The sequence below is a fragment of the Rothia sp. HMSC08A08 genome (assembly GCF_001808385.1).
In the GTDB taxonomy this organism is placed as follows: Bacteria; Actinomycetota; Actinomycetes; order Actinomycetales; family Micrococcaceae; genus Rothia; species Rothia dentocariosa.
On sequence record NZ_KV793078.1, the window covers coordinates 188,384 to 203,775 of the forward strand.

The 15,392-nt window shown below is 55.7% G+C and carries 7 protein-coding genes and 1 tRNA gene; 2 read left to right on the plus strand and 6 right to left on the minus strand.

Annotation, left to right across the window (positions count from 1 at the left end; genetic code table 11):
• Positions 1 to 414: 414 nt before the first annotated feature.
• The 3 genes from HMPREF3164_RS08410 to HMPREF3164_RS08420 form a co-directional block, all read right to left on the minus strand.
• Positions 415 to 488 (minus strand) — tRNA-Met (locus tag HMPREF3164_RS08410).
• 211 nt (positions 489 to 699) lie between these two features.
• Entirely contained in the window at positions 700 to 3,885 is a 3,186-nt protein-coding gene (locus HMPREF3164_RS08415; protein ID WP_070450410.1) for a UPF0182 family membrane protein, read from the minus strand.
• A 153-nt stretch (positions 3,886 to 4,038) separates the two neighbouring features.
• Positions 4,039 to 5,232, minus strand: coding sequence for a YlbL family protein (locus HMPREF3164_RS08420; RefSeq protein ID WP_070450413.1), 1,194 nt, complete (start codon positions 5,230 to 5,232; stop codon positions 4,039 to 4,041).
• A 214-nt stretch (positions 5,233 to 5,446) separates the two neighbouring features.
• Between HMPREF3164_RS08420 and HMPREF3164_RS08425 the strand changes: the two genes are divergently transcribed.
• Positions 5,447 to 6,889 carry a zinc-dependent metalloprotease gene (locus HMPREF3164_RS08425; protein WP_048752951.1) on the plus strand — a complete coding sequence of 481 codons (1,443 nt, stop codon included), beginning with the start codon at positions 5,447 to 5,449 and terminating at the stop codon, positions 6,887 to 6,889.
• 154 nt (positions 6,890 to 7,043) lie between these two features.
• Here the strand turns inward: HMPREF3164_RS08425 and HMPREF3164_RS08430 are convergent, their stop codons facing one another.
• Complete coding sequence (locus HMPREF3164_RS08430) at positions 7,044 to 7,634, minus strand: M48 metallopeptidase family protein (RefSeq protein ID WP_070450416.1); 591 nt, start codon at positions 7,632 to 7,634, stop codon at positions 7,044 to 7,046.
• 67 nt (positions 7,635 to 7,701) lie between these two features.
• Positions 7,702 to 9,648 (minus strand): ATP-dependent helicase, encoded by a 1,947-nt coding sequence (locus tag HMPREF3164_RS08435; protein ID WP_070450419.1) that lies wholly within the window; start codon positions 9,646 to 9,648, stop codon positions 7,702 to 7,704.
• A gap of 229 nt (positions 9,649 to 9,877) precedes the next feature.
• Between HMPREF3164_RS08435 and HMPREF3164_RS08440 the strand changes: the two genes are divergently transcribed.
• Positions 9,878 to 10,873, plus strand: coding sequence for a macrolide 2'-phosphotransferase (locus tag HMPREF3164_RS08440; RefSeq protein ID WP_070450422.1), 996 nt, complete (start codon positions 9,878 to 9,880; stop codon positions 10,871 to 10,873).
• Between the two features lie 128 nt (positions 10,874 to 11,001).
• Here the strand turns inward: HMPREF3164_RS08440 and HMPREF3164_RS08445 are convergent, their stop codons facing one another.
• Complete coding sequence (locus tag HMPREF3164_RS08445) at positions 11,002 to 15,336, minus strand: ATP-dependent DNA helicase (RefSeq protein ID WP_246822655.1); 4,335 nt, start codon at positions 15,334 to 15,336, stop codon at positions 11,002 to 11,004.
• Positions 15,337 to 15,392 lie beyond the last annotated feature (56 nt).

Here is a 15,392-nt window from a genome sequence, read left to right on the forward strand (position 1 = left end):
GAATAAAATACGGAAACACGATTCGCCCGTACACACTCCTACTGGCTTATGTATTTCAGGTTTCCAACGGCGGAACCTCAGAGTAAGCCCTGAGTGAAAGTGGCGGGAATTTATCGCTTAGTAGCTACTCTACGATGATTCAAAATATTTAGCGATTCACCCGCGACATATATAACCATTTATTAATAAATAACCTCGGCATGTTTACCTTATGCGATTAAAGAAAGCAGAGTATCAGCTTTACCTTTAAACAGCATCCGCCTACGTTTTAGACAAACCCAGATATAGGATTATCCTATTCTGTTTAGTTTGCACGTTTCTTCTGGTAGTTACAGCTATAGCTAGGCACAGCACATTGAATCAATGATGTGAAAAAACTCCCGAAGTCATAGTTATGACTTCGGGAGTATTCCGTTGCGGGGGCAGGATTTGAACCTGCGACCTCCGGGTTATGAGCCCGGCGAGCTACCGAACTGCTCCACCCCGCGGCGACTCATACAACTATACATACCGCTCTGCAACATCTCAACTTGAAGCTATCTGCTGAGATAAACACCACAGAAAATCCCAAAGCTGGATGTCTGAACGCCCTTGACTGCTCTCGTAGACGGCCCGAATCAATGATTTGAGATGACGAAGCGGGGCGCCACCCGGATGTGATGACGCCCCGCTATGACCGTCAGACCGCAATGCTACATCTTATTTAGAGGTAGATTCCCCAGAAGGACTCTGCGATGCTGAGGATGAACCGCTCGGCTGTTGCTCACTTCCCTGCTGATCGCCGCCCTGTTTCTGATCCTGCTGTTGTTTATTTTCCGCTTCAATAGCCTTCTGCAGAGAATCGTTCAGACGCTTCTGGGCCTCACCATATGCTGCCCAATCGCCCTTCTTGAGAGCGGCATCCGAATCCTGCATAGCCTTGGATGCATCCGCCAGATGCTGTTTCAGGCTAGCGGACTGGTCTGAGCCAGAGGCTCCAGAAGAGCTGGACGAAGATCCAGACGTCTTCTCCCCATTGCCTTCAGTGCCGGCTCCTGACGGTCCCGACTGAGCATCCATCTTGGCACCGGAAGAACCGTTGAAGACCTGGTTGAGTGCTTCTTCCAGCGTGGGGGCAAACCCAACCTTGTCGCCGAAGCTGACCAAAACTCGCTGCAAACGCGGATACCGTGCATCGCCGCTAGACTGCACGTAGACCGGCTGAACATACAGAATGCCGCCCGCCACCGGCAGAGTAAGCATATTGCCGTTAATGACCTCGGAGGACCCGCGCCGCAGGAGGTTCAGCTGGTTCGAGACCTCAGCATCAGAGTTGAAGATATTCTGCGCCTGGCCAGGTCCCGGAACCACCGATGAACGCGGCAGTTCGAGCAGTCGCAGCTTACCGTAATCCGCGCTGCGTTCGCCGTCCTTGCCGGTACCGGCGTCACCATTTGCAGCGAGGAATCCGTACATCACGTTACGCGAGTTTGAATCACTCTGCTGAGGAATAAAGGTCGACGTAAGCGAGAAATGAGCCTTCCTATCCCCAGGCATCTGGAGCGAGAGGTAATAAGGCGGAATCTGGCGACCGCTATCATTCGTAGGGTCGTTTGGAATCGACCAGACGTCATCGCCCGCGTAGAGGCTGTTCGAGTTCGTCACATGATACTTATTCAGCATCGAGCGCTGAATAGTAAACATATCCGAGGGGTAGCGCACATGGTTAAGAAGCTCGGCGCTCATCTCTTTATAGCTCTTCACGGTTCCGGGGAATACGCCCTGCCATGCCTTCAAAATAGGATCATTTTCATCCCATGCATAAAGGGTGACCGAACCGTCGTAGGCATCCACGGTGGCTTTCACCGAGTTGCGAATGTAGTTCATCGAATTCGTGCGCGGATTCTGATTATTCTCCTGGCTTACACCCTGCGCATATGGGAACTGGTTTGTGGTCGTATAAGCATCCACAATCCACTGCACCCGATTATTGATAATAGCGGGGTACGCTTTGGAATCCACCTTCAAATACGGCGCAGCCTTCTGAACGCGATCTACCGGGTTACGTTCGTACAGGATCTGCGAACCATCACGAACCGCATCCGAAAGCAAAATATCGGATGACTGGAACTTAATCGCATAAGAGAGACGGTTCAGCGTGGAATCCAACCGGGGACCACCGTTGCCGTTGAATGTGTATTTTGCATCCGAAGAATTCGTTTCATCGGCGGACTGCGGACGGTCGAGCTCCAGCTGATCACCGCTGCCGCCCACAATGGAATACTGCGGAGAGCTCATACCGAAGTAAATACGAGGCTCATAGTTTTCAGAAATAACGCCATTCGCCTTGATACCGGACTGCATGAACTTGGGGTTACCCGCACCGTCAACCTGGTTACCGTAAGCTGCAATCACGCCGTACCCGTGAGTGTACACCACGTGGCGGTTATACCAGGAATCATCCGAAGTCTGGGAAGGATTCAGCTCACGGGCGGCAATCACCGTGTCCTGAGTCTTATTGTCTACGGAATAGCGGTCCACCGAGAGATTCGAGTCGAACCGATAGTATGGACGGAACTGCTGCATCTGCGCGAATGCTGAGCTTACCACGTTCGGGTCCAAAAGACGGATGTTCGCAATAGTCTCACTAGAGTTCCCCAAAGCGCCTTGACGAGTATCGATCGTGGCGTCATAGGGAGTAGTCTCTACCTTATCGAGACCGTAGGCGTACCGTGTTGCGTCGATATTGCGTTGGATAAACTGCGACTGTGCAGCCTGTTCATTCGGCACAACCTGGAAACGCTGTACGATCCAGGGGTACAGCCCGCCAGCGACGAGAGCTACAACCACCAGCATCGCGGTTCCCACTAGAGGCAAACGCCAACGATGCGCGGAAGCCGTAGCCAAGAACAACACAGCCACCAGAACTGCGGAAATCGCCAAAATAGAACGTACGGGAATAATAGCGTTCGTATCGGTGTACATAGCACCGGCCCAGCGCCCCGACTGCTGCTGAACTGCGGTGTACCGTTCCAGCCAGAACGCAGCACCGCGCACCAGAAGGAAGGCGCATGCCAAAACCGCAGCATGACGGCGGAACGCGGCGGAAGTTCCTACACCGCCTGGGCGAACCTTAATACCACCGTAGAAGTAGTGCATAATAGCACCGCCAATAGCGCAGAGCACGATAACAGCGGTCAAAAGATTAACCACCAGATTGAGGAACGGAAGAGTGAAAACGAAGAATCCAACATCCAACCCAAATTCGGGGTCTTGAACGCCGAAGTCCTGACGGTTCAAGAAAAGCGCCACGGTTTGCCACTGGCTAATTCCGGCACTCCCAATAAAGAACCCTAAAGCAATTGGAAGAATCACCAAGAGAATCTTGCGGATGCGCTCCATCCCCCGACGGTACCGCGCCATACTATCGGTGAAATCACGCCCGCCAAACATGTCACGCAGAAGGTCTTCGGCTTCCGTATGCTCATGCTCGGTGGTCGTATGGCGCTCATGCGGACCAGCTTTAGAGGTCTCGTGACGAGCCTGTTCCTCAGATTTATCCGCGTTTTTGGCGTCTTTCTTCGCCTGAGAATCATCGTGGTCAGCATGTTTGATGGCATAAGACATCGAAGCCCAGAACGGTACCGCTACGACGAGCGCGGTTACCACAAAGATAGAGCTCTGAAGCAAGATTTCGGTGGTGAAGACGCTGCCAAAACCAAGCTGATTGAACCATAGCCAATCCGTATACACCTGTGTGGCATACACAAACGCCATAATCAAGACTATGACCACCGCGATGGTAATACCCAAAGGACCCGGATAGCGCCGCTTTTTCTTTTTCTGGTCTGCTCCCGCGCGACGGGGAGGCTGAGGAGGTTGATGTTCGTTATCAGATGCCGTCACGGATTCCTCACTTCGTTGGTGGCTGGAACATAGTTAATAAACATTATCTCAAATGTGGCACTCTGACACGGACAGGAGCGTGGGCAAACACGCGGAGAATTACCGTATGTTTACCCATCACCCGACGTGCACGCCTAGATTGCCGAAAACCTTTTACCCGCAGGTGGGGAACTGCTCGGGGGCGGCTCCGTTCTTAATCTTGGTGAGGGCATCCACGGCCTCATCAACGTTATCGACCGGGATTACCTGCATATCACCTGCCGGTGTTTCCCCACGATAGTATTTGAAAACATCGGGGTCAGTTCTGCGGATTTCTTGAAGATCGCCACAGTTTTCGCGCGGTGCCAAAAAGTAGTGGGCACCGTGGCGTCCGGAAGCGATAATCTTATATTTAATGCCGCCGATGGCACCGACTTTACCATTGGCATCTATGGTGCCGGTGCCGGCTATATAGCTTCGGGCTGAATCTTCGTTTCCTGCGCCTTCGGGGGCAAGCAGGCTTTGCTCGGTGAGCTTATCGATGGTACCAAGGGTGAGCATGAGACCCGCGCTGGGGCCGCCAACACCGTCAAGGTTGTAGGTTGCCTCAAAGGGAAGATCAAAGTCCTGTTTAAGCACAATTCCAACAAGCCAGCGTCCCGATTTATCGTCACGCCGCGGCGTGAGAGTAACGTTCTTGTTCTCGCCATTCCGGCTGATTTCGAAGGTGACGGGACGTCCTTCTGAAGCCTGCACAGTTTCGGTGACATCTTTGAGAGTATTGATCTGTTTATCCCCCACTTTGAGGATGTGGTCCCCACCCTGCACCTGCCCCTCAGCGGGTGATCCGGAGGCGGTTTGGAGAACGCTGATCTTCTCGGTCACCGGCAGTTTAAGGTAACGCGCCGCAGCAACTTTCGCCTGGGTTTGAGAATCCGCCATTTGTGCGCTGCTGACTTGGTTAGCTTGCTGGTGGGTAACGTGCGGATAAGTAATTTCGGAGGGAACCACAAGGTAACGGTTGCCGTCCGCAGCCAGCCAACTGTAGAACGCATCCGCTCCGGGGAGAACGGTGTAGGGTCCGCCGGAGACAGATACCGTGGTCATATTCAACTTCCCAGTGGTGGGATAGGTTTGCGTGCCGTTGATCTGGATAATATCTTGATCCTGGTACTGCCCGAGAATATCGAAGAGAGGTCCGGGCCCTTCTTTGCTATATGAGCTGGGCAGCACAAAAGCACCGAGCATCAGCAAACAGGTTGCGGAAGCAGTTAGAAAGCGCAGATTCAGGGGACGTCGTTCTGATAGTGGAGGAGATTCATCGCTCTGCTGATGGGACTTTCTCAAGAAAAATGCACGCTTAGCCATGCTTCTTAGAGTACCCGATATTTTTGTTGGGAACACCACATGATGAGCCGGGGTACACCGCGGCGTCAGCATTGTACGCCGCCAAGGTCATAAGATGGGCTGTGCCTAGAGCGAATACCGCGAAATCACGGCAAACTCACAGGTTTACCAGGTACCCTTTACTAGACGGGTAGGGGCAGACTGTGCCCGCCCTCAATACTGAAAGGTATGTGACATGGCTGAGAACCCCACCAACGATAATTCAAATGACCGAGATCCCCTTGAGGAGTTCCTGAAAAAAATGCAGGAACAGGGCTTTGATCCTAACGCCGAGCAGAACGGCAACGGCACAGCGGATAACCCGTTTGCTTTTCTGAACGGAAATATAAACCCTGAAGATATGAACGCTATGGGTATGTCTTTTGATCCCTCTATGCTCCAGGGTATTTTTGCGCAGGTGCAATCAATGTTTACTGCTGGGGCTAGTGAAAACGGGATTAACTGGCAGGGTGTGAAAGACCAGGCTCGTCAGCTCTTAGCGACCACTGGGGAGGATCCTGCCATCACCGAGTCCTTGAGGGCGGCCACGCGCGATGCCTCTAACCTCGCCGATCTGTGGTTAGACAGCGTCACCATTTTTGAGCGTCACAATATTCCTGTTGAGGCCTGGTCCAAGGCTGAATGGCTCGATTCTTCCTTCGAATCTTGGCGTGATATGGTACAACCCGTAGCGGCTGAGGTAACTCAGGCGATGGTGCTCCCCTCCACCGAAGATGTTCCCGAAGAGCTGGCTCAACTTTTGGGCGGCACCGGATTCTTGAACAATATTGGTTCCATGATTTTTGGGGCTCAGATGGCGCAGGCGCTGACCGAGCTTGCCGGTGAGGTATATTCTTCTACCGATATTGGATTCCCCCTCGCGCCAGGGCGCAGTGCACTTTTGCCCGCCGGTTACACTCAGCTTGCTGAAGATATTGAAGTGCCCGCGCAGGAAATTCTGCTGTACCTGGCGGTGCGTGAGGCAGCGCTGATTCGTCTGCACCGCACAAACCCGTGGCTGCGTGAAGATATTTTGGAGCTGGTAAGCCGTTATGCTCGTGGTATCCGTGTGGATATGAATCGTATTCAGGATGCCGCATCCCAGGTAGATTTGAGCAACCCCGAGGCCGTACAGGATGCCTTCGACGGCGGCTTGTTCAACCCGCAGCGCACCGAAGACCAAGAACTTGCAGTTGAGCGTCTGGAAGCTATTCTTGCCCTAGTAGAGGGCTGGGTATCGTTGGTAGCTGAGCAGGCAACCCAAAACCTGCCTACAGCCCCGCAGCTGGCGGAAACTCTGGTACGTCGCCGTATCGAAGGCGGCCCGACCGAGCGCGTGTTCGAGACTCTGGTCGGCTTGGAGATTCGCCCTCGCTTGGTGCGTGAGGCACAGAATTTTTGGCGCACCTATGAGGAGAAGCACGGATATGAGGCCCGCGATGAACTGTGGGCAGCGCCGGAGACTCTGCCGACCGCCGCTGAGCTTGAAGACCCCGATGCCTATGAAGCACGCCAAAATGAGTTCAAGGTTGAGGATATTGACTTTGACACCGAGCTGCAGAAACTTCTGGACGGTGGTTTTGATGAAGGCGAGTCCGACGGCGGTGAATCTTCCACCGGCGACGAACCTAATACATAACACGCACCACGCTTCGTAATCATGCATTAGACGCTGTGGGCGATTGGGGGATACGCACCGCATCTCATGCGTGATACCAGCCGATGAAATGCTCTGTGGGTTCCGAAGGTTTTCTGCCTTCGGGACCCACATTTGTTGTGGATCATCGCGGTTCTTAGTTGGTGGCTTGCGCGCGTATAAATTCCATACCCGCCAAGAATGCCCGTGCCTTATCAAGGTCAGGGAACCGGGCTTCTAGAGTGCGAAAACGGGCGTTATGGTGAAGTTCCACGAAGTGACAAAGTTCGTGGTAGACCACGGAGTCAACCACGTATTCGGGGGCTCCCTGAAGATCATCGGAAATACGGATGGTGCCCTGAGTCGGTGTGGCGGATCCCCACCGTTTACGCTGGTTCGAGACCCAACGGATAGAATTGGGAAATTTCTCGGGCACGAGCTCGGACAGATACCTTGCAGCCAGAGCACGAGCACGCTCCGTCAAGTAATCATCAGACGCAAAAATGCGGCGCCGCCGAGAAGTCTCCCGCTGTTTCCTTTGCACGCGGGGAATCAGGTTTTCCAGATATTCGCGAATTTGCGCATCCGTACTCGCCCCGGGTACCAACAGGCGAATACTTCCATCTTCCTGCGGTTGGGCGCTGACGGTTCTGCGGCGGCGAGACGAACGCACCACCAGGATTTCCGGGGTGGATGCGGTCGCCGGAATAACTTCGTGGTGCTGTCGGACTTTCTGTCGTGCCATCATATGTTGCCCTATCTGAGCGTTAGGTACGGTGTCTTATGAATGTAACTCTCCGCGAGTGCGCAGGTATTTAGCTGTGTCGGGCGGATTGACGGGACGGGTCAATATCATCCAGGAAGCGGGAACGACGGCGTTTTCCCCGCCCACCGGCGGTCCGTGAATCCGACCATGTGAACCACAGGTATTTGCGGGCACGTGTAATCCCCACATAAAGCAGGCGGCGTTCTTCATCAATTTCGTCGGAGGTTTGAGCGAAGGTAATGGGCATAAGTCCCTCGTTTAAACCGCAGAGAAAGACCGCATCCCATTCCAAGCCCTTCGCAGAGTGCAAAGAGGCTAACGTGACGCCTTCCATGACGGGAGCGTCCTGGGTAGCAAGTCGGTGCGCAAGCGTTGCAACGACATCGTGTACGGTAAGCCGATGCGGAACCGGAGCCCCTGCGGCCTCCGCTTGAGCGATGTCTTCGATGCGGATAGCTTCCAGATGATCAACCATTGAGACGATCGCGGCAAGAGACTCCCATTTTTGGCGTACAGCTCCAGCGGACTGGGGCGCTTTTTCGGTGTATCCCAAAGGTTCCAGCACTTCACGCACATAACGGGGCACGTTCTCGGAACCGTCCGTTGATTTTGCCGACGCTCGCAGGGCAAGCATCGCTTGCTTGATCTCGGGACGATCGAAGAATTGCTCAGCTCCGCGTAACTGATACGGAATACCGCGATCGGCGAGCGCCGCCTCCAGAAGCCCGGACTGCCCGTTAGTGCGGAAAAGCACCGCAATTTCTGATGGCAGAACTCCGTCTTTTTCAAGGAGATCCTGGATTTTTTCGGCAATGCCTTCGGCTTCACGTTCGTCATCCGTATATCCGAACCATTGGCTTTCGGCTCCCGGTCCGCGCTGGGAAATGAGTTTGAGCGGGGGTGCCCAGGAGAATTCGGTGGAGTCTGGGCGTGGACGCCGTGCCGCTAGGAGTCGGTTTGCCAGTTCGACCACTTGGCTGTGCGAGCGGTAGTCTCGGGTGAGCCGTACTGTGTGTGCGCCCCGGTACCGTCGCGGAAATTCCAGGAGGTGCCGACTGGTGGCGCCGGTAAACGAGTATATGGTCTGCGAGGCATCGCCCACGACGCATAAATCATCGCGCTCCCCCAGCCAGGCGTCGAGAAGGCGCTGTTGGAGGGGTGAGACATCCTGATATTCGTCTACCACGAAATGTCGGTATTGTTCGCGGATGGTGGCAGCGAGCGCATCGTCATCTTCGATAATGCCGACGGTCAGAAGCAGAACGTCCTCAAAGTCGATGAGGTTCCTTTCGTCTTTGAGATCTTCGTAGGCGCGGAAGAGCCGCACCATGTTCTGCGGGGTTATTCCGGAGGGCAGGTTGCGCTGGTGCAGGTGCGGCGTGAGGGTGTCGGGGGTGAACAGGCTGACTTTTGCCCACTCGATTTCTGCCGCAATGTCGCGTACAAGTGCCCGGTCGACGCTCATGCGTAGACGCTGGGCGGCTTCGGTGATTAAACCGGCTTTATGTTTGACGATATCGGGGAATGAACCGCCGATAGCGCTGGGCCAAAAATACCTGAGTTGGCGCAGCGCTGCGGAGTGAAAGGTTCGGGTTTGGACTCCTACGGCGCCGAGGGATCGCAGTCGAAGGCGCATTTCTTCTGCCGCGCGGGTGGTGAAGGTGAGAGCCATAACGCGTTGGGGAACGTATTTTCCGCAGGCGATTCCGTAGGCGATGCGGTGGGTGATAGCGCGGGTTTTGCCGGTTCCGGCGCCTGCGAGTACGCGCATCGCGCCGTTGAGTTCGGAGGCGACCCGGCGTTGGTCTTCGTCGAGACCCGCGAGGATGTCTTCGGGGGAAAGCTGGGGCGCAGCGTGATTTTGTTGCGGAGCGGCTGGTGAAGGGACCGGTCGTGCCGGTGCCTGTGGGGTCCGGGGGTGAGCCGGGGACGATTTTTGGGCGGGTATGCCGAAGAGAGCTTGCTGTTTGGATGCTCCGGCGCCCTGTGCTGGCATAACGCCCCTCTCCTGGTGCTCTGCGGGTGTTCAGACGCTGGTTACTATTGTACCTTTACCTTAGATGGGGTCTGTCTGCGGCGGTTAGTATAATCAAGCCCAAGGTAGGAGTATCTTTATTCCGTGTTTATTGCTGCGTGACCCGAGTTTTCAAGGGATCGCACGCGAGAATGTGTGCGAGGGGCGAACGTGCCGAACCTCATGAGGACTCATTTGATACCCTAAGAGGGTGACTTTAACGCCTCTTCAGCTTGCCGCCATTGTGTCAGCGGGTGTGCCGGGAATTTACCCTGTGGGCGCATCCGCCGTTCTTGACGACACCGCCGATTTTGACTCAGCTATTATTGTGGATTCGACCAATCGTCGCTGGCGTGTACGTGCTCCTCGTCGCCCCGATGCCAGCATGCGGCTTGAGGCGGAGCACCTTATTCTTCAGTCTTTTACCCCCGGTCTGCGTGCTCGCCTGCCTTTCCAGGTGCCGACTGTGGTGGGTACTGTGCCTTATCAGGACGGCAGCGTTTTCATTTACACGCATATTCCCGGTACCTCTTATGAGGTTGATGATCTTGCGGCGCAGAACGGGCATATGGCAGATGGTCAAGAGGACCTGGCCGTTTCTCTCGGTAAAATTTTGGCGACTCTGCACACGATGCCGCACGATCTGGTGTTTGAGGCGGGTCTGCCCTCGTATAATTCTGAGGAGATTCGCCGCCGCCGCAGTGTTGAGCTTGAGCGTGTGGCGCAAACCGGCAAGATTCCTGCGGATCTGTTAGCACATTGGCGTTCGGTGCTCTCCCCCGGTTCCACATGGCAGTTCCAGACTCACGTGATCCATGGTGACATGAACTCCGATAACTTGGTGCTTGATGGCGCGAAGATTGTTGAGGTGACCGGTTGGTCTGATGTTCAGGTGGGAGATCCTGCCCAAGATTTTGCGTGGCTGTTCTCTTGTTCCGATCAGGGTTTTACTGACAGTGTATTGGATGCTTACCAGCGGCAGATGCGCCCCGAACCGGATGAGCATTTGATTCAGCGGGCGCACTTCTATGCGGAATTTGCGATTGCTCAGTGGTTGGCGCACGGTGCTGAGATCGGCGATGACGATATTGTGCAGCATGCCGTTGCCATGCTTTTGGATGTGCAGGATGGTCTGCGCGCGACCGGTGGGTTACTCGGGCAAGAAGAGGAAGAAGATATTCCGCAGGTTATTGACGACGAAGACTAGAGTAGAAAACGATAGGTTTAAAGGCTGAGACGCCACCCATCAAGGTGGCGTCTCAGCCTTTATTCCGTTGCGACTAAAGGATATGTTCCGGTTGCGCTATCTACCTCTACCATGATGCATGGGCCAGGCTACCGCGGCCGCCCCGGAAGTTCTTCGCCCCATCCGGCACGGGAGATAATGCGTTCAAGCTGCTGTTCGTTCTGCAGACCACCGGCAATATCGGTGTCCCACACGGTCTGGTCAGAGCCAACATAGTAGAACGCCGCGTGCACACGTTCAGGGTCTATCCCCTGTATCTTAGCGAAGGCAAGCCGATACAATGCCAGCTGGATGCGTTTATGCCGCATCGCGTGTGCGGAGGGTTTACGCCCGGTTTTCCAGTCCACGAGATCCCAGTGTTCCTGCTCCTGGAGGGTGCCGTCGGCGTTAGTGATCTGTTCGGTGCGGCGGAAGACCGCATCAATACGCCCGCGGATGTTCACGCCCGCCACGTGAGTTTCTACCGGATATTCGGCGCGCCATATGGTACGGGAAGCCCATTCACTCTCAAGAAATGTCGCGCGCAGTTTATCAAGGTCGAAACTGCCGTCAAGATCATCATCGCTATAAAGTTCGTCCTGTATATCGAGCATAGGTTCGTCCCCGAAGTACTCCTCAACCCAGGCGTGGAAAAGTGTACCCTGCCGCGCCGCCGCAGATGGCTGCATCGGTACCGGACGCACCAGGCGACTCAGAACCGTCTCTTTATCCTCCGACAAAGCAATGAGGGTGGATGCCGACATATGCTCGGGTTTCGCAGGAACCGCTGGGGTAACGGCGCGCTGTGCCAAGGCAAGAAGCAGATCGACCTCATGCTCCCAATCTTGAATCTGCTGAGATTCCGCTTCGGTAGGGTTGGCAAGTTTATCGAGATCGTCAAGGCTTAACGACCCGCGTGCCACGTTAAGAGCGGCACGCTCCACCCGTGCACGCCGCTGACCGGGTACCGCAATAATGTCACGATTCTCGGTGCGTTCGGCGAGGTCTTTCTCGGATGCCCAGCGGATCACCTGAGCGCCGTCAAAGGGGTCAAAAGGCCAGTCGGCGGTCAGCACGGAGCCCTGCTGCGGGTTATCTTTCACCCACGCCGCCGGTTCCAAGAAACGGTGCACAATCTGCGGTCGAACCCCCGGCTGCTCAGGGCCACGTTTCCCTTCCGCAAGCTGCGCTAAAGGTTCGCGGGCGTAGTGGAAATTCTCGACCGCATCCAGCCCGTAACGCTTTTTGAGCTGTTCCAGATTTTCATCGTATGCCCCTTTGGACTCCTGCGGATCGGGCAGGCCGGGCTCCTGCACGCCGCCCATCAGCGCCTGCTTCACCCGGTGCACCTCAGGCAGATTCAGTACCTCGGCATTTGTGATCGGGTTTCCACCGTCATGCACAAGCGCACGCGCGATCTGCTCATAGACCTCGCTTGTATAGCACTGAGAAGCCGCCGTATCTTCGGGGTCATTAGGAGCGGGAATAACCGGTACAGACGTACCATTTTCTAGGCGTATGCCCTGGGGAATACTGTAATTCTCAAGCCACAAGCAGCGCCCAAAAAGTACCTCAATGCTGGCGTCACGATGCTCAATCGCCCACCCAGAGGTGTAAAAACCGGTGCCCAGATAGCTCGGGTAAAGCCAGGGTGCCACCTGAATACCTTCGTAAGGTTCCTCAGCATCGCCCTGCGCGAATTGCACCAGCTCGTTCCAATAGGGCTCGGGCTGATAGGGGTTTACGTTCGGGCCCACCCATCGGCAATTACTGATGTGCAGCAGCGAGCGGGCGCGGGTCATGGCCACATAAACCAGCCTCCGTCCCTCAAAGCCCACATAGTCATTCGCCATATCTTCGCCGTCTTCAAGACGCGCATTGAGCTCTTTATAGTTCTCTAGGGCGCTCACCTCTTCAGCCCGTTCCAAAGCGGACGGCAGATAGTCGCGGTCACCTCGTAGAGGCCAGGGCAGGCTTCCAGGTTCCAGGCGGTGCCAGGTGTGTGGGCGAGTGGGATATTTATCGCACATGCGTGGCAGATACACGTGATCCCATTCCAGACCTTTCGACGCGTGCATCGTAAGGATTTGCACCGCATCGCGCCGGGGTTCCTCTTCGGCGGGGGTTAGCCCCCGCTCGTGGTTTTGGGCCTGTTCCAGCCAGGAGAGAAAACCCAGCAGATAGCTAATACCGTTGGCAGAGAGCACAAACCGCCGGGCGGTGGGGGCGTCCTCATCGACCTCGGTTCCGTCTGCGCCAGCATAGAGCATCGCGTTGATGCGCGGTGAACTCGCAGCGTAACTTGCGGCGACCTCATGAAAAGCATCCAGATGCGCGCGCGATCCGTAGGCGTCCCCGCCGGGGCGGGCGGCAAGCTCGATATCCAGGAGCATCACACGCTCAATCTCATAGAGCAGGGTGCCAATATCCTCGGTGGTGAACTGACGCAGATACTCAACCTCGGCGGTGAAAGCGTGCAGACGGCGCAAACCTTCAACGCTCAGACGGCGCCGGGATTCGGGGTAATCCGCAGGGTAGATAGGGTTACCGGCCTCATCTGCTGCGGGAAGATGCTCGATCGCTTCAATAAGCGAACCGTATTCGGCGAGGTCTTCCACAGCGTTTTTACGAGCCCGCTCAAATTCTTCGTGGGCGGAACGCAGATTGGCATCGGTATCAGTTTGAGGGCTCGAAGGTACATCTCCGCTCGTCTCCTCAGAGGGCTGCTCGCCAAAGGTTCGTCCCATATTTTTCTCGCGCGTGGTCGTTAGGTAATTCGACCAATCCCCTAGCGCAAGCAGATCCGCTGTGCCCAGCCGCCAACGTGCGCCAGCGAGCAGACGCATCAGGGCGTCTGAACGGTTCGGGTCTGCTAAGACCCGCAGCATCGAGACCATATCAATAATTTCGGGGCGTTCCAGAAGCCCACCCAAACCAACCACCTGCACGGGAACACCCAGGCTCTCACAAGCCTGGCGAATGGGTTCCATCTGCGCCCGGGTACGGGTAAGCACCGCCATCGTGGGCATCTGCGCCGGAGTATCGGCGTAGCGGGCGCGTTCCTGCACGATACGTTCGGCAATGCCCTGTGCTTCCTCGGTCTCGGACCCGTAGCGTGCCAACTGCACTGAACCGAGCATAGCGCGGTAACCTGATTCATCGGGATTGAGGATCACCGAGCGAGGCCGCAGATCGGGCACGTGAGGCGGAGCAGGGGCACGCACCCAATCGGGAATATTCTTGAGTTTAGCGGCGATCAGGTTTGCGGCATCCAAAATAGCGACGTCATTACGCCACGCAACTGTCAAATAAAGAGGCGTTTCATCGCGTGTTGGGAAGTATTGATAAAAACTAAACAGCTGACCGTCGGAGGCACCGCGGAACCCGTAAATAGACTGTTTCGGGTCCCCCACCGCCATTACCGGATGCTCAGGCTGACCGGGACGCCCATCATGCCCGTCGCTAGCGCCATATAAATCGGCGAAGAGTCGCAGTTGGGCGTGCGATGTATCCTGAAATTCGTCAAGAAGCACAACTTTATAGCGTTCCCGCTCCAACTGTGCGGCGGCTGGCACCTCACGGGCGATCCGCGCCGCCAACGCGATCAAGTCGCCGTAATCGAGCACCTGCATACGCGCTTTCACTCGCGCATACCGCTGCACAAGCTTCGCCAAAATAATTTTGGCTTTCAGCCTCTCTATGACCTTTTTCGCGTTGGCACTGGGACCGGGCGAACTGAGTGATTCGTACGCCGCCAGGTGTGCGGAACAAAATTCGATAACCTGCTGCGGGCTTACCAGATGTTCGGCGCACTCCCCCGACAGCTGCAAAAGGCTCTGCACGATCGTACTTTTTGAGGCGACTCCCGAGGCTGAGCTGGCGGCGGGTAGGTCGCCGTCCCAGTACTGCACGATCTGCGCGGCGAGCTGCCAGGCTTGAGCATCGCCAAGCATTTGTGCATCCTGCTCAACGCCCAGGCGCAGACCGTATTCTTTGACAAGATTATTCGCGTATGAGTGGTAGGTAGAGACGGTGGGCTCGGAAGAGCCTGCAAGAAGTTCTTCTTCGCTCAGCTCAATCAGGTTACGTTCGCGCAGAATATTTAGGCGGGTGCGCATGCGATCGCGCAGCTCTCCTGCGGCCTTGCGGGTAAAGGTAACGCCCAGAACTTCATCGGCGCGCACGATTTTATTGGCCACAAGCCACACCACACGATCGACCATCGTCGCGGTCTTTCCCGAGCCCGCGCCAGCGATCACAAGCCGCGGTTCAAGCGGCGACTCAATGATGCGAACCTGTTCATCGGTGGGCGGATTCAACCCCAGCGCGCGCGCGATCTCGTGGGCGCTAAGTCGAGCAGGTTGGTGTGTTGTTCCCCCGGATACTCCGGATGCGCCACGGTCGCCGTCATGCTTGTGCGGCTGAGCCGGTTCAGAGGTAGTCATACGGTACGTATCCATTCCTGACGGGGTGATAGTGTCAGCTGTATCAGATGTGATAC